The sequence below is a fragment of the Corynebacterium sp. UMB8791 genome, from assembly GCF_054166365.1.
Genome location: NZ_JBSZCG010000164.1, coordinates 58,688 through 74,553, shown reverse-complemented (window position 1 = coordinate 74,553; position 15,866 = coordinate 58,688). Strand labels below are relative to the sequence as shown.

The 15,866-nt window shown below is 62.3% G+C and carries 14 protein-coding genes and 1 tRNA gene; 8 read left to right on the top strand and 7 right to left on the bottom strand.

What is annotated here, in order from left to right:
• The 5 genes from ACXIUA_RS11245 to dnaK all read right to left on the bottom strand — a co-directional run.
• A partial coding sequence (locus ACXIUA_RS11245) for a type IV toxin-antitoxin system AbiEi family antitoxin domain-containing protein (RefSeq protein ID WP_457976883.1) occupies positions 1-944 on the bottom strand: 944 nt, incomplete at its 3' end.
• Between the two features lie 689 nt (positions 945-1,633).
• Positions 1,634-2,032: a heat shock protein transcriptional repressor HspR gene (locus ACXIUA_RS11240; RefSeq protein ID WP_070361811.1), complete on the bottom strand. Its 399-nt coding sequence runs from the start codon at positions 2,030-2,032 to the stop codon at positions 1,634-1,636.
• A 2-nt stretch (positions 2,033-2,034) separates the two neighbouring features.
• Entirely contained in the window at positions 2,035-3,240 is a 1,206-nt protein-coding gene (gene dnaJ, locus ACXIUA_RS11235; protein ID WP_284805419.1) for a molecular chaperone DnaJ, read from the bottom strand.
• Between the two features lie 103 nt (positions 3,241-3,343).
• The gene (gene grpE / locus ACXIUA_RS11230) at positions 3,344-3,931 is read right to left on the bottom strand and encodes a nucleotide exchange factor GrpE (protein WP_457976882.1); all 588 of its coding nucleotides are present in this window, start codon (positions 3,929-3,931) and stop codon (positions 3,344-3,346) included.
• 30 nt (positions 3,932-3,961) lie between these two features.
• Positions 3,962-5,791 (bottom strand): molecular chaperone DnaK, encoded by a 1,830-nt coding sequence (dnaK, locus tag ACXIUA_RS11225; RefSeq protein ID WP_070479595.1) that lies wholly within the window; start codon positions 5,789-5,791, stop codon positions 3,962-3,964.
• A gap of 241 nt (positions 5,792-6,032) precedes the next feature.
• Between dnaK and ACXIUA_RS11220 the strand changes: the two genes are divergently transcribed.
• The 6 genes from ACXIUA_RS11220 (at position 6,033) to ACXIUA_RS11195 (ending at position 12,883) form a co-directional block, all read left to right on the top strand.
• Positions 6,033-7,295, top strand: a complete 1,263-nt coding sequence (locus ACXIUA_RS11220; RefSeq protein ID WP_070479596.1) for an AI-2E family transporter — start codon at positions 6,033-6,035, stop codon at positions 7,293-7,295.
• A gap of 58 nt (positions 7,296-7,353) precedes the next feature.
• On the top strand, positions 7,354-8,709 hold the full coding sequence (locus tag ACXIUA_RS11215) for an FAD-dependent oxidoreductase (protein ID WP_071573058.1): 1,356 nt from the start codon (positions 7,354-7,356) through the stop codon (positions 8,707-8,709).
• 10 nt (positions 8,710-8,719) lie between these two features.
• A complete protein-coding gene (locus ACXIUA_RS11210) occupies positions 8,720-9,430 on the top strand; it encodes a hypothetical protein (protein ID WP_457976880.1) in 711 nt (236 codons plus the stop codon).
• 124 nt (positions 9,431-9,554) lie between these two features.
• A complete protein-coding gene (locus ACXIUA_RS11205) occupies positions 9,555-10,784 on the top strand; it encodes a Na/Pi cotransporter family protein (RefSeq protein WP_457976879.1) in 1,230 nt (409 codons plus the stop codon).
• Positions 10,785-10,929: 145 nt separating this feature from the next.
• Positions 10,930-11,574 (top strand): DUF1707 SHOCT-like domain-containing protein, encoded by a 645-nt coding sequence (locus ACXIUA_RS11200; protein WP_457976878.1) that lies wholly within the window; start codon positions 10,930-10,932, stop codon positions 11,572-11,574.
• 22 nt (positions 11,575-11,596) lie between these two features.
• Positions 11,597-12,883, top strand: coding sequence for a pyridoxal phosphate-dependent aminotransferase (locus tag ACXIUA_RS11195; protein ID WP_457976877.1), 1,287 nt, complete (start codon positions 11,597-11,599; stop codon positions 12,881-12,883).
• On the opposite strand, the gene ACXIUA_RS11190 is transcribed toward ACXIUA_RS11195, so the two are convergent.
• The gene (locus tag ACXIUA_RS11190) at positions 12,880-14,148 is read right to left on the bottom strand and encodes a UDP-glucose dehydrogenase family protein (RefSeq protein WP_457976876.1); all 1,269 of its coding nucleotides are present in this window, start codon (positions 14,146-14,148) and stop codon (positions 12,880-12,882) included. The genes ACXIUA_RS11195 and ACXIUA_RS11190 overlap by 4 nt on opposite strands.
• An 11-nt stretch (positions 14,149-14,159) precedes the next feature.
• Positions 14,160-14,723, bottom strand: coding sequence for a dCTP deaminase (gene dcd, locus ACXIUA_RS11185; protein WP_070479603.1), 564 nt, complete (start codon positions 14,721-14,723; stop codon positions 14,160-14,162).
• Between the two features lie 44 nt (positions 14,724-14,767).
• On the opposite strand from dcd, the gene ACXIUA_RS11180 reads away from it, so the two are divergent.
• Positions 14,768-15,664 carry a lipase family alpha/beta hydrolase gene (locus ACXIUA_RS11180; RefSeq protein WP_457976875.1) on the top strand — a complete coding sequence of 299 codons (897 nt, stop codon included), beginning with the start codon at positions 14,768-14,770 and terminating at the stop codon, positions 15,662-15,664.
• A 57-nt stretch (positions 15,665-15,721) separates the two neighbouring features.
• Positions 15,722-15,795, top strand: a tRNA-Gly gene (locus tag ACXIUA_RS11175).
• Positions 15,796-15,866: the final 71 nt, after the last annotated feature.

Sequence of the window (15,866 nt, the reverse complement as noted above, 5' to 3'; positions counted from 1 at the left end):
GATTCACCACCATCAGCAGAGTCTGACGCAGGGTGATGTTTCTTAAACAAAGCATTCACTGGAGCCTGGATCGCTTCCAACGTGGCGTGATCTAGTTTCCAGTCTTTCGAACGGAGGGTTTGCTGCGACGCGCCCTGCATCAACGTCGCTTCCTGCCCAGGGGTCGTATGCTTTCTCGATAACAACTCATCCGACAGTTGGCGCATCAGTGCTGACGCTACTGCTTCTCCAACGTCCTCCATCATGTTGGCCCAACCATCAGGGGTCGATTTCCTACTGTAGGCCCTAGCTTCTGTTGCGCTGTCATGCTCAGGGAAGCGTCGCAAAGATTCCGCCACCATCTCATCGCCCGAGCTACTGCCGTAGGAACCAGCATAGGGATCAACTACCCGCGCAACCTCCGAGGGGCTAAGACGCCGTTCGTGAATTCCGTCCGCAATTACGTGGTAAAGCTGGTCCCCATCAAGGCTATCTTTCGCCAGGTCGCGGATCGTACGCGCCACGGTCGTCACTGGAAGGCCACGAACTATCATCCAGTCCTCATCCTGAAGATCAGCAGTGCGATGAGACATGTCAGTCGCGGATGATTGCTTCCGTTTCGAGGACGTAAAAGTATGCGTTGCCGGGGTGATATCACCCAATTCAAGCACGCTGGCAGCCGAGACATGGGAGACAACGATCGGGTTTTCTGCATGGAGACGTTCCTCAGCGAGAATCCCCGGCCTGGTCGACAACCATGCCGCCCGGATCTCCGTCAGTGAATCTTCCGCCACACTAGAAAGGATGTACACACCTCGACGGATACGACGTATGTAATCCCCCTGCGCCAATCGTGTCATCGTCGTGGTATCAATCTCCTCCCTTGCCGCTTGGGCAGAGGTAACCAAACCATGTTGCAGATAGGAATACGCTGCCAAGATAGTCTGAGCTTCAGAAAGCTTCATGTAGCAAACATATCAAATACAACACCAGGAAGCTATGTTTACTACAGTAAAGATGTAGCAAACATAACATTTACGGTCATTCAGCGATATGAAGACCAGACCCTCTCCATCCCAGGCTTGCGCTACACATTCATCAGATCAAGCACTTCAACAACCCCTCAGCGTCCTCACTTCTTGAGCACGACGCCCCCACGAGGCGACCCGCCTATCCACGACTCAACTGGGACTGCCAATCAATCAGCATCCTTGAAATAGTTCCCGCGCCCGGGAACCATTTGGCGTTTCAGGCCTGTTCCCGTCGACCAGCACTTGCGTTTCCCCAGGTCGCGTCGTCTGTCCACGAAGAACGTTCCCCCAAGCCTTGCTTCTTTGCACCAGATTCCGGGTTTTCAGCGAGCAGATTTACAAAAACCCAGGTCACACAAACCCGCCCGATGTAGGAATTTGGTGCGCACCCTCCCCTGCCTGGCGCCCTCAAACCACTCAAAGCGTGGGATTCAAAGCGTGCGATGCAGGTCGTGCTCTCTCACCCAACCGGGCCGATTTCCGGCGACCAGCATCGCACTCCCTAAACACCTCGACACGAACGCGCAGAGGGCAAAACACAGCACGCACCAGCTCCCAAGAACCCCCAAACAAAAGAAAACAGCCCCCGCCAAGCATCAAAGCGAAGCAGAGGCTTTCCACTATTACCGCGCCCGGCGACGCGACCTGGCGGAGGACGGCTCCCACGTCACCAGCGCGGTTGAGCGGGGAACGTGAACGAGCTCCCCGCCCCGCGGGCGTGATTCCAAGCGTTGGCGTAGTTGCGCGTTTTCTTCGCGTTTGGCCGCCAGTTCCTCTTGGAGTTCATCGATGTGTTCGGTGAGCTCGATGATGGTTTTGATGCCGGCCAGGTTGACGCCGTCTTCTTGGGAGAGTTGTTGGATCCGGCGCAGCATGGAGATGTCGCGTCGGGAGTAGCGGCGTCCGCCGCCGCTGGTCCGCATCGGTGTGACGAGGCCGATGCGGTCGTAGGTTCGTAGGGTTTGGGCGTGCATGCCGGTGAGTTCGGCGGCGACGGAGATGACGTAGTACTCCTCAGCCATGGTTATGCACCTCCTGCCCACCCGGCGCGCGGGTCGAACCCGGAGTCGCGTTCGGCTTGCTGGTAGGCGCGCAGCGCGCTGGTAGCGGCTGCGTCCAGGTCCTTGGGCACTGCGACTTCGACGGTGACCAGGAGGTCGCCGGCGTTGCCGGATTTGCGTGGCACGCCGCGTCCTTTGACGCGCAGGGTACGCCCGTTGGGGGTGCCTGCGGGGACCTTCACGCGGACGTGTTTGTCCAGGGTGGGCACTGTGATGGTGCCGCCGAGGGCGAGTTCGCTGAAGGAGACGGGGACGGTGACTTCGAGGTCGTCGCCGGTGCGGGTGAATACTTTGTCGGGGCGGACGTGGACGGTGACGAAGAGGTCGCCGGCTGGTTTGCCGTTGGGTCCTGCTTCGCCCTGTCCGGCGAGGCGCACTTTTTGGCCGTCGACGACGCCGGCGGGGATGCGCACCGTGATCGTGCGGGAGCGCCGGACGGTACCGGTGCCGTGGCACGTGGTGCACGGGTCCTTGATGACGTCGCCGGTGCCGCCGCAGTTGGTGCATGGGCGGGCCATGCCGAAGGCGCCGGAGTTCTCGCGGACGTAGCCGGAGCCGTGGCACTGTTCGCACTGTTCGACGTGGCCGGATTTGGATCCGGAGCCGTGGCATGTGGTGCATGGGGCGTCGCCGGTGAGTTCGACGGGGAAGGTGGTGCCTTTGGCGGCTTCGCGGAAGTCGAGGGTTATTTCCGTCTCGACGTCCGCCCCCCGCGACGGCCGAGCGTTCCTGCCAGCAGCGCCGCCGCGGTTAAAGAGGCCACCGAAGAGATCACCAAGGCCGCCTTCTCCAGCTTGTCCAGCACCCCCGGCTCCTCCGAAGATGTCGGAGAGGTCGGAGAAGTTGAAGTCGCTCTGCCCCGTTTGGCGAAACCCTCCCGGAAAGCCGGGACCTCCTGCCCCTCCGAATCGGCCGCCGAAGCCGCCGGAGCTCATCATCGCTTTGAACTGGTCGTATTCTTTGCGTTTTTCTTCGTCGCCGACGACGTCGTACGCTTCTGCCACCTTCTTAAACTTCTCCTCGGCGGCTTTGTTGCCGGGGTTGGAGTCGGGGTGGTTTTCGCGTGCGAGCTTGCGGTATGCCTTCTTAATGTCAGCTGTGGACGCGTCTTTGGAGACGCCGAGGTCGCCGTAGTAGTCCTTGTTGGCCCACTCTTGTTGCATAGCCATCTCGCACCCTCCTTTCTCGGATGAATTTTGTTATTTCAAGTACAAAACCGGGGCGTAAAGGCCGCTTTTCGCGCACCTCACGCCCCGGCCCTGGGTTTTGTTGTTACTCGTTGTCTTCAGCAGGCTCTTTCGCAGGGTCGGCGATGATGACCATTGCGTTTCGCACGAGTCGGTCGCCTACGCGGTAGCCCTTGCGCAGTACGGTGCCGATGACTTTGTCGTCGCCGGAGGACAGGTCTTGGACTGCCTCGTGGGTTTCAGGGTCAAAGGCGTCGCCTTCTGCGCCGAAGGCTTCGACGCGTTGCGCGGTGGCCACGCCACGGAGTTTGTCGGCGAAGGCTTTCAGTGGGCCTTCGTTTAAGTCTCCGTGTTGTTCGGCGAGGTCGAGGTCGTCGAGAAGCGGGAGCAGTTCGGTGGCGAAGGCTGCTTTCGCATGCTCGGCGATGGCCGCGCGTTCCCGCTCGGTGCGGCGCCGGTAGTTTGCATACTCGGCGCTCACACGCTGCAGGTCTTCGGTCCGCTCAGCAAGCTGCTTTTCGACGTCATCCTGCTCGCCCTCGTCCGTTTCCGGTGCAGCGTCGGCGTCGACCTCAGCTTCAGCCTCGGGTTCGGCAGCTTCTGCTGCTACTGCCTCGGCTTCTTCGATCAGGTCTTCAACCTGCTCCGGTTCCGGAGTATTCGGGTTCGTCATGGTGACCTCCTTCTGCAGTGTTGCTGTTGTTTACTTGGTTTCGTCGGTGTCTTCGTCGACTACCTCGGCGTCGACAACGTTGTCGTCGGCTGCCTCGGCCTGGGTTGCGCCCTCGTTGGCCTGTGCCTCGTAGAGCACCTTGCCCAGCTCCTGCGACTCGGTGTTCAGCTTTTCGACGGCCGACTTCACCGCTTCAAGGTCATCTCCCTTGAGTGCTTCGTCGACGGCGTCGGCTGCCTCGGTGACGCGGGTCTTGAGGTCCTCCGGCAGCTTGTCGGCGTTGTCTTCCATGAACTTGCGCGTCTGGTAAGCCGCGGACTCTGCACCGTTGCGGGTTTCCTGCTCCTCGCGACGCTTCTTGTCCTCGTCGGCGTGTGCCTCGGCGTCCTTGATCATGCGGTCGATCTCCTCCTGGGACAGGCCGGAGCCGTCCTGGATCTTGATCGTGTTTTCCTTGCCGGTCGCCTTGTCCTTTGCGGAGACGGACACGATGCCGTTGGCGTCGATGTCGAAGGTGACCTCAATCTGCGGAACACCGCGCGGTGCCGGTGCGATGCCAGCCAGCTCGAAGGAGCCGAGCAGCTTGTTCGCGGAAGCCATCTCGCGCTCGCCCTGGAAGACCTGGATCTGCACGCTTGGCTGGTTGTCTTCAGCCGTGGTGAAGGTCTCGGAACGCTTCGTCGGGATGGTGGTGTTGCGCTCGATGAGCTTGGTCATCACGCCGCCCTTGGTCTCGATGCCGAGGGAGAGCGGGGTGACGTCGAGAAGCAGGACGTCCTTGACGTCGCCACGCAGGACACCTGCCTGCAGCGCCGCACCGAGTGCCACGACCTCGTCCGGGTTCACGGACTTGTTCGGCTCCTTGCCGCCGGTGAGCTCCTTGACCATGTCGGTCACGGCCGGCATACGAGTGGAACCACCGACCAGCACAACGTGGTCAATCTCGCCGACGGAGAGTCCAGCGTCCTTGATGACCTGGTTGAACGGCGCCTTGGTGCGGTCCAGCAGGTCAGAGGTGATCTTCTGGAACTCGGTGCGCGTCAGCGTCTCGTCGAGGAACAGTGGGTTCTTCTCGGCATCAACCGTGATGTATGGCAGGTTGATGGATGCCTGCTGGGAGGAAGACAGCTCGATCTTTGCCTTCTCAGCGGCCTCACGCAGGCGCTGCATCGCCATCTTGTCCTTGGACAGGTCGACGCCCTGTGCAGACTTGAACTTATCGACGAGCCACTCAACCACGCGGTTGTCCCAGTCGTCGCCACCGAGCTCGTTGTCACCCGCGGTTGCCAGGACCTCTACGACGCCGTCGCCGATCTCCAGCAGGGAGACGTCGAAGGTACCGCCACCAAGGTCGAAGACCAGGATGGTCTGCTCCTTGTCAGCCTTCTCCAGGCCGTATGCCAGTGCAGCTGCCGTCGGCTCGTTGACGATACGCAGGACGTTCAGACCTGCGATCTGGCCGGCTTCCTTCGTAGCCTGACGCTGTGCGTCCTCGAAGTAGGCAGGGACGGTAATGACGGCGTCGGTAACCTCCTCGCCGAGGTATGCCTCTGCGTCCCTCTTCAGCTTCTGCAGCGTACGTGCGGAAATCTCCTGCGGGGTGTACTTCTTGTCATCAATCTCGACCGTCCAGTCTTCGCCCATGTGACGCTTAACGGAGCGGATCGTGCGGTCAACGTTGGTGACCGCCTGGTTCTTCGCGGACTGGCCAACCAGCACCTCGCCGTTCTTCGCAAACGCGACGACAGACGGGGTGGTGCGCGAACCCTCAGCGTTCGCGATAACTACCGGCTCTCCGCCTTCAAGGACAGAGACAACCGAGTTTGTCGTACCAAGGTCAATACCTACTGCGCGTCCCATTTCTACATTTCCTCCTGTGTTTGTCGAAGTCATTTCTGAAGTTAATCCGAAGTTGAATCGCCTCGACTCAACTTGACGGGAACCACTGTAGCAGAAGTTCCGCCAACCTTGAGCCTGTCACGCTCAATCCTTACAACATGCAATCCAGAAAGTTATTCCCACTCGACTCAACTTTTCCTAATCTTGCAGTCCAGGGGGTGTAAATAAGTTATGTCGGAGAGGTCTGGCACAATGTCTTGGTATGAACAACGAAGTTGAACCACAGGAGGAAACACAGCCCACCGCGGCCGACGCCGCGCAGGAGCTTTCCTCAGAAAATGTTGACCGCAGCACGGTCATCGCCTCCGACGGGCGCACCGCGGCAGCTTGGGCGGCGAGATTCATCATCATCGTCGCCGCCACCGCCATCCTGCTGTACCTGCTGAAGTACGTCTGGATGGGACTGCTGCCGATCTTCCTAGCGCTCATCGTGTGCACGGTGCTGTGGCCGCCAGTGGACTGGCTGCGCAAGAAGAAAGCGCCGCCTGCGCTCGCTGCGGCCGGCGTGCTCGTGGGGGCGTTCGCCATCATCGGCGGCATTTTCGCCGCGATGGCCCCGACCGTTCGCACCCAGGGCACCCAGCTCGTCGACCAGGCGCAGCAGGGTATTGACCAGATCACGCACTGGCTGCGCGACAACGTCGATAACGAGCTCATCGATCCAACCAAGGTTCAAGAGGTCATCGACCAGGTCACGAACGTCCTGCGAGGCCAGGCCTCCAACATCGCGTCTGGTGTGTTCTCAGGCCTCGGGGCGATCGCGTCCGTCGGCACCACCTTGGCGCTGACCCTGATCCTCACCTTCTTCTTCCTGAAGGACGGCTCAAAGTTCCTGCCGTGGCTCAAGGGTTACGTCGGCGTGCGCGCCGGTTGGCACCTCACCGAGGTCTGCATGCGTTCCTGGAACACGCTGTCCGGCTTCATCCGCACGCAGGCGGTCGTCTCGGCTGTCGACGCCATCTTCATCGGCCTCGGCCTGCTCCTACTCGGCGTGCCACTGTGGCCGGTCCTGGCAGTGATCACGTTCTTCGCGGGCTTCGTCCCCATCATCGGTGCGGTCACGGCGGGCGCGTTGGCGGTGATCATCGCGCTGGTCTCCAACGGCCTGACCAACGCCATCCTGGTGCTCGTGCTCATCATCGTGGTGCAGCAGCTGGAGAGCAACATCCTCCAGCCGATCCTGCAGTCCCAGGCAATGGGCCTGCACGCAGCGATCGTGCTGCTCTCCGTGGCGCTCGGCGGCACGCTGTTCGGCATCGTCGGCGCGTTCCTCGCGGTGCCGGTCGCCGCGGTCCTCGCTGTCTGGTTCCGCTACTGGGCAGAGATGGTCTCGCTCCGAACTGGCGAAGTCACCCCCGACGAGGTCCAAATGGCCACCCAACAGAGCCAGACGTTGGACTCCAAGGAGGCCTTCAACGCCGTGCGCGAACACATGGCACAAATGGGCAGGCGCTCCAAGAACTAAACACGTAGCGCTATATTGTTAAGATAACTAGCCTCAAAAACCGAAAGGACATATTTCTATGAGTCTGCGCGTCGCTGTCGTAGGTGCCGGGCCAGCCGGTATCTACGCATCCGATCTGCTCATCCGCAATCAGGAGCACGAGATCCACGTCGACCTGTTTGAGCAGATGCCTGCGCCGTTCGGCCTCATCCGCTACGGTGTCGCCCCGGACCACCCGCGCATCAAGGGCATCGTCAAGTCGCTGCACAACGTGATGGACAAGCCGAACCTGCGCTTCCTGGGCAACATCACCGTCGGCCGCGACATCACCATTGATGAGCTGCGCGAGTACTACGACGCCATCATCATCTCCGCCGGCGCTGTCCGCGACCGTGAGTTCCTCGTCCCAGGTGGCGACAAGTCGATCGGCGCCGGCGAGTTTGTCGGCTTCTACGATGGCAACCCGCGCTTCGAGCGCTCCTGGAACCTGGAGGCGCGCGAGGTCGCGGTGGTGGGCGTCGGCAATGTGGCGCTGGATATCTCCCGAATCCTGGCGAAGACCGGCGACGAACTGCTGGTCACTGAGATCCCGGACAACGTCTACGAGTCCCTGAAGAACAACAAGGCCGAGGTCATCCACATGTTCGGCCGCCGCGGGCCGGCGCAGGCGAAGTTCACGCCGAAGGAGCTACGCGAGCTCGACGAGTCCGACACCATCCAGGTGCTCGTCGACCCTGAAGACATTGATTACGACGGTCCCTCCGAGGAACTGCGCCGCGCCGACAAGTCCATCGACCTGAACTGCCAGGTCCTGGAGCAGTACGCGATGCGCGAGCCGGACGACGCCCCGCACAAGATCCACATTCACTTCTTCGAGTCCCCTGTTGAGGTGCTCACCGAGGGCGACGCCATCGTTGGTATCCGCACCGAGCGCACCGAGTTCGACGGCGAAGGCGGGCTGCGCGGCACCGGCAAGTTCACCGACTGGCCAGTCCAGCAAGTCTACCACGCCATCGGCTACCGCTCCGAACCCGTCGAGGGCGTCCCGTTCGACCTTGAGCGCCACGTCATCCCGAACGACGGTGGCCACGTCCTCGGCGAGGACGGCTTCGAGGACTCCCTCTACGTCACCGGCTGGATCAAGCGTGGCCCGGTCGGCCTAATCGGCAACACGAAGTCGGACGCGAAGGAAACGACCGACATGCTCATCGCCGACGCTGACGCCGGCAAGCTCACTGCCCCGGTCCACGAGGACCCGGACGCCATCCTCGGACTTCTCGACGAGCGCAGCATCGACTACACCACGTGGGACGGCTGGTACCGCCTCGACGAAGCGGAGCGCAAGCTCGGCGAAGAGTGTGGCACCCACAGCCGCGAGCGTAAGAAGATCGTCGAGTGGGACGAAATGGTCTCCTACGCCCACCACAAGCAGTAAGCTGCTGGCTATGCGCCAGTTTATGAAGAAGATCGCCGTTGCATGCGTGGGCGTCGCCACCGCCACTTCCCTGCTCGCCCCCGCCGCCGACGCGCGGCCGATGGTGAACCAGGGCGACCGCGTCCGCCTCGACATGGGGCTCGCCTACGGTATCTGCACCGTCGGCTACGTGGACCATGCGCGCAACCAGATCGCCATCGCGCGGCACTGCGTAAAGTTCCCGTTCCAGCAGGTCCTTGACGGCAGCGGCCGACGCATCGGTACGGTGATCTCCTTCCCCGGCTGGCTCGTTTCCTCTGACGGCCCTAACGACTTCGCCTACGTCACCCTCTCCGGCGCTACCGCCGGCACCAACCGGTTCTCCGGCAACGCGAAAGTCCACCCCAACGCGGTGCGCCCAGGCGAGCGCGTCTGCGCCTACGGCGCCACCACGCGCCGCGAGTTCTGCGGGCACGTGACCGGGGTGCGCGGCAACATGATCGCCACCTCCATCGGCGGGCCACGCCACGGCGACTCCGGCGGCCCCATCTGGATCCCGGGCCGCGGCTTCGTCGCAGTCACCTCCGGCGGAGTTTGGAAGGACAAGAAGTACTGGCTGACGGGTTCCTACCCAGAGCTGTACTTCGGTCCCGAACTGCTGTCCCCTGTTTCCATGGACCTTGACCAGCCTACGACGTCGTCAAACTCCACTCTTGGCTGGTACGCGCGGCAGCTGCTATAAGTTCGCCTAAAGTTCACTTTGGTGTTACCGGCCGTGCACATGCGCACATTATGGTGATATGTTGGCCCGCGCTCTGGGCCCTTTTTGGCGAGAAACTTTTCGACGACAGGAAGCGCTTCACCTTATGAGCATGGACACCGCGACCACGACGTTCACGCACCATCCCGACGGGGCGGATGCAGGCAAGAAAGACCCACTGGGTTTCTTGCCGTTCGGTGGTCCCTTCAAAACGTTCGTGGACTGGATGTCCGTCGTGGTTGCGGTGTGGCTGCTGCTCAACGCGGTGAGCATGATCGGCGCCGGCTTCCAGCTCGCTGCAGGAGATCGCGCCGAGGAACTCTTCTCGTTTGCGCAGAACCCGTTCGTGGGCCTGGGCATCGGTATCTTGGCGACTGCGATTATGCAGTCTTCGTCCACCACGACGTCGATTACCGTCGGCATGGTCGCGGGTGGCCTGCCCATCGAAATCGCCATCCCGATGCTCTTCGGCGCCAACCTGGGCACCACCGTGACCGCCACCCTCGTCGCGCTCGGGCTTTCGGGCAACAAGGAGCAGTTCCGCCGCGCCTTCGCGATGGCCACTGTGCACGACTTCTTCAACCTGATCGCCCTGGCCATCTTCATGCCGCTCGAGCTCGCCACCGGCTTCCTGCAGAAAACCTCGGGCGCGATCGCGCACTACACCAGCGGTGGATCCGGCGGCATACTCAACACAATCTTCAGCGGCATCGGCGACTTTGTCGACGCCATCACCGAACCACTCGTCTCCCTCGCCGAAACCATCGTGAGCCCACTGAGCCCCGTGTGGGGAGGCATCGTCCTCTCCATCGGCGGCATTGCGCTGATCATGGTGGTCATCGGGTTCATCGGCAACATGCTCGGCACGCTGCTGGTCGGCCGGGCGCAGGAGTTCCTGCATGCGGCACTCGGCAAGGGCACCCTCTCCGGTGTCCTCTCCGGCGCCGTCATCACTACGGCGGTGCAGTCCTCCTCCACCACCACGTCGCTGACGGTGCCGCTGGCGGCGTCGGGCAAGTTCCACATGCGCGACCTGTTCCCGTTCGTGGTCGGCGCCAACATCGGTACCACGGTCACCGGGTTGATCGCGGCGTTTTCCGCGCCGCCCGAGGTTGCCGAGGTGGCCATGCAGACCGCCCTGGTACACACCCTCTTCAACACCTTCGCAGCGATCATCATCATGTCGGTGCCGTTCCTGCGCGCACTTCCCCCGAAGGGTGCCGAGTGGCTCGCCGGACTCGCCGATAAAAACAAGGTGTACATCTTTATCTGGGTCGGCAGCGTGTTCTTCGCGCTGCCACTGCTGGCGATCTTCATCACCAACTTGGTGTCCTAGGGCCCGACAAAACCCAAACTGTAGTAACAGGAATGTAGTAATCCGGATTTTTGGCGCCCATTTCGGGGATTACTACATTCCTGTTACTACACTTTGCAGGTCTAGGACGGGCCACACCAGCCAAGTATGCTTAGGAGCTATGACCATGCCTCAGCCGAATCCGAATTTCCAGTTCAACTACCGCATCAGTGACACCGACCGCAATGACGCGGTGACGGCGTTGTCGGTGGCGTTCGGTGAGGGGCGCCTGACCATGGACGAGTTCGATAGGCGGTGTGCGGCTGTCGCGAAGGCGGAGTACTCGCCGGACTTGATGGCGTTGTTCCAGGATTTGCCGCAGAAGCCGGGCCAGTGTCAGGTGCCTGCCCAGCAGTCGCAACAGTCGCCGGTGTACACGGGCGAGGACATTGAGCTGGCCCGCAAGCGCGGACGCAATGTGCGCGGAGGCCTGCTGGGCTTGTCGACGATCGCCAGCCTCGCTTTCATCGTCGTCTTTTCCGAGATGGGCGAAAACTTCCTGGCCGTACTGTCGCTGCTGATCATCCCGACCGTGTTCATCCTGCTGTATGTGATGAAGGTGGGGCCGGATAGCTGGTACTCGCCGTCGGTTCGGCAGATTCAGCGGGCGCAGCGCCAGGCGGTCAAGATGCAGCAGTTGGAGTTGCAGTCGCATCAGGCGGCGGAGATCGCGATGCGGAAGCAGCAGCAGCGCCAGCAGATGGACCAGCTGAAGAACGATGCGTTGAATATCGCGCAGCAGACGATGCAGCGGTTCAACAAACGTGGTTAGGTTCGGGCGCTAGTATTGGCACATGGCCAACAAGAAGCAATCAGAAGCACCAGAAAACAAAAGTCCGCAGCACACGCCTTTTAAGCGGCACCGGCACTTTGACCAGGCCGAGAAGCTGAAGAACGTGTTTTATGACATTCGCGGCCCGGTGAGCGCGACCGCGGAGGAGATGGAGCGCGACGGCCACACCATCCTGAAGCTGAACACGGGCAACCCGGCCGTGTTCGGGTTTGAGGCGCCGGATGTGATCATGCGCGACATGATTGCCAATTTGCCGACGTCGCAGGGCTACACCACGTCGAAAGGCATTATTTCGGCGCGTCGTGCGATTGTGACGCGCTACGAGATGATTCCGGACTTCCCGGCGTTCGACATCGATGATGTGTACCTGGGCAACGGTGTGTCTGAGCTGATCAGCATGGTCACGCAGGCTTCCCTCAACGAGGGTGATGAGATCCTCATTCCGACGCCGGATTACCCGCTGTGGACGGCGGCGTCGACACTTGCGGGCGGCAAGGTGGTGCACTACAAGTGCGACGAGGAGGACGACTGGAACCCCTCGCTGGAGGACATCCGCTCCAAGGTGACCAGCAAGACCAAGGCGATCGTGGTGATTAACCCGAACAACCCGACGGGTGCGGTGTACTCGCGGGAGACGCTCGAGGGCATCGCGGACATTGCCCGCGAGCACGAGCTGATGATCTTCGCCGACGAGATCTACGACCGCATTCTTTACGACGGTGCCCAGCATATCTCCATGGCGGAGGTTGCCCCGGACGTGATCACCCTGACGTTCAACGGCTTGTCGAAGGCGTACCGGGTGTGCGGGTACCGCGCTGGCTGGATGGTGATTACGGGGCCGCGTCGCCGGGCGAAGGGCCTCATCGAGGGGCTGGACCTGCTGTCCGGCACGCGCCTGTGCGCGAACGTGCCTGGCCAGCACGCGATCCAGGTGGCCCTGGGTGGACGCCAGTCGATTTACGAGCTCACCGCGGATGGCGGCCGCCTGCACAAGCAGCGTAACGTCGCCGTGCGCAAGCTGCGCGAAATCCCGGGCATCTCCGTTGTGGAGCCGAAGGGCGCCCTGTACGCCTTCCCGAAGATCGACACGGAGATGTACCACATCCACGACGACGAGCGTTTCATGCTGGATCTGCTCAAGAGCGAGAAGATCCTCATGGTGCAGGGCACCGGCTTCAACTACCCCACCCCGGATCACTTCCGCGTGGTCACGCTGCCGTGGGCGTCACAGTTGGAGAACGCCATCGAGCGCCTCGGCAACTTCCTTTCGGATTACCACCAGCACTAGCGGATGACTCGCCACCCCGCCTTGTGCCAGGTGGGGATATCGAGGGCGTTGCGGGCGTCGATAATTACTCGCTTATCGACGCCCACCAGCGGCTCCAGGAACGCATCCCACTCGGTGGCCAGGATGCACAGGTCCGCGCCTGCGGTGGCCTGTGTGAGCGTGCCGGGAAACTCCAGGTCGGGGTAGGCGGCGCGGGCGTTGGCGAGGGCCTTCGGGTCGTGGACGCGCACGCGAGCACCGGCGTCGTGGAGGCGCTGCGCCACGTCGAGGGCGGGCGAGTCCCGGATGTCATCCGAGTTCGGTTTGAACGCCGCCCCCAACACCGCGATAGTGCGCCCCTCCAGCTCGCCGAGCTCCCCTCGCGCCAGGTCAACAATGCGGGCGCGGCGGCCCTGGTTGATGGTGTCGACCTCCCGGAGGAAACGCACCGAGTCACCCGCGCCGAGCTCGTCGGCGCGCGCGATGAACGCCCGGACGTCCTTCGGCAGGCAGCCGCCCCCGAAGCCCAGGCCGGCGTTCAGGAACTGGCGGCCGATGCGCCCGTCCATCCCGATCGCGTCCGCCAGCTGGGTAACGTCAGCCCCCGCCGCGTCGCACACCTCGGCGACCGCATTTATGAAAGAAATCTTCGTGGCCAAAAACGCGTTCGCCGCCACCTTTACCAGTTCAGCGGTGGGAAGATCCGTCACCACGACTGGTGAGCCCTGCTCAATAGGAGTGGCGTACACCTCCCGCAGCACCTGCTCCGCGCGCCCACCCGGGCGCTGTCCCACCACGATCCGGTCCGGCGCCAGCGTGTCCTTCACCGCGTGGCCCTCACGCAGAAACTCCGGGTTCCACGCCACCTCCACCACATCCGGGAAACGCTCCTGCAGGCGGCGCGCAGTGCCCACCGGCACCGTCGACTTCCCCACCACCAGGTGCTCCCCTTTCAGGATTGCGGCGAGGTGGGAGGTGGCGTCGTCAAGAAATGAAGTGTCTGCGGCAAGCCCACCGGAAACCTGCGGCGTGCCGACGGCCAAAAAATGCACCCGCGCGAACCCCGCCGCCTCGCGCAGATCAGCCGTGAATCTCAGGCGGCCCGAAGCCGTGTGGCGCTGCAGCAATGTGTCGAGGCCGGGCTCGAACAACGGCGCCCTCCCCGACTGCAGGGCCGCAACCTTGCGCGCATCCGTGTCCACCGCCAGCACCTCGTGGCCGAGCTCAGCCATGCACGCGGCATGCGTCGCCCCCAAATACCCCACGCCGACCACCGACAACCGCATACGCGAGGCCCCTACCGGAAGTTCAAATACGCCTTCGACGGCGTCGGACCCCGCTGCCCCTGATACTTCGAGCCCAACGCGCCACTGCCGTACGGCACCTCCGCCGGCGACGTCATCGCGAACAACGCCAACTGGCCGACCTTCATCTCCGGCCACAGCACGATCGGCAAATTCGCCACATTCGACAGCTCAAGCGTGATGTAGCCCGAAAACCCCGGATCGATGAACCCGGCCGTCGAGTGCGTCAACAGGCCAAGCCTGCCCAGAGAACTCTTGCCCTCTAGACGCCCAGCCAAATCGGCTGGCAACGTGAACTTCTCCAACGTCGACGCCAAGACAAACTCACCCGGGTGCAGCACAAACCCCTCACCCTCAGGGACCTCCACCAGCGTAGTCAGATTCGGCATCTCCTCACGCGGATCAATATGGGTATAGCGCGAGTTATTGAACACGCGGAAGAACCGATCCAAACGCACATCCACCGACGACGGCTGCACTAACGCAGCGTCATACGGCGCAATACCGAGGCGTCCCGAATCAACGGCGTCACGAATGTCATGGTCTGAAAGAAGCACGGCGCCTAGTCTAGCCTGCTTTGGGGTGGGGCTAAAGTAAACGCATGCACCGAATCCTCTCGACCATTCTCCTGACCGCCGCTCTCGCGGTCAGCGGCGCCCCAATCGCCACAGCGAACACCAGCGACATCTTTAACGACGCCTCTTGCGTCCCCGCCGCCGACAAAACCACACCCGTGTTGTACGTGCACGGCACCGCCGGCAACACCGAAAAGTGGGCCCAAAACGCCGTCGCCCTCAAAGCCGCAGGCTACTGCGTATGGGGCTTCAACTACGGCCGTGGCAGCGGACTGCCCTCTCTCTTCCCCGGTTCCTACGGCAACGCCGACATCAACAGCTCCGCGCGCGAACTCGCGCGCAACGTCGAACGTGTCAAGGAAGCAACCGGTGCCGACCAGGTCGACCTCGTCGCACACTCCCAAGGCGGCCTGCTGGTGAAGAAGTACATCGCCGAGCTCGGCGGTGGCAACAACGTCCGCCGCGCAGTCACCGTCGGCGCCACCTTCCACGGTACCGACCTCAACGGCGCCGGCCGATTCCTCTCCCCCATCGCCCGCGCACTCCCACGCCTCGCGGCGTTCCTCGTCGGACCAGGCGCACTCCAACAGCTCAACGACTCCCCCGAGATCCAGGCCCTCAACGCACTCCCCGACACCCAAGCCGGCATCGTGTACACCTCGCTCTACTCACCATCCGACGTCACCGCAACCCCAAACAGCACCTCAATCCTGCAAGCTGTCGACGGAGCGGACGTCGTCAACATCAACATCGAAGCATCCTGCCCGAACTCCGGACGAGTCCTGCACCCCAACATGCAATCCGACCTCACCGTCGCAGCCCTCACCCGGTGGGGCCTCGAGCGCACCGTCGACGACCGCACCCCCAACCAGCGCGCCTGCTCACTCAGCGCACTCCCCGACGGGTCCGACGCAGCCCGCTAGCGTTTGGCGAATTAGCAGCGCGGTGCTAAAATTACCCACTGCTGCATTACATGCGCTGCCGGCGTAGTTTAGTGGTAGAACATCAGCTTCCCAAGCTGAGAGTGCGGGTTCGATTCCCGTCGCCGGCTCCACTGTCGCCGGCTCCACTATGACGTCGAAAATGATAAGTAGGCGTTTGCGTTAGCGCGTACGCCCCAAGGGG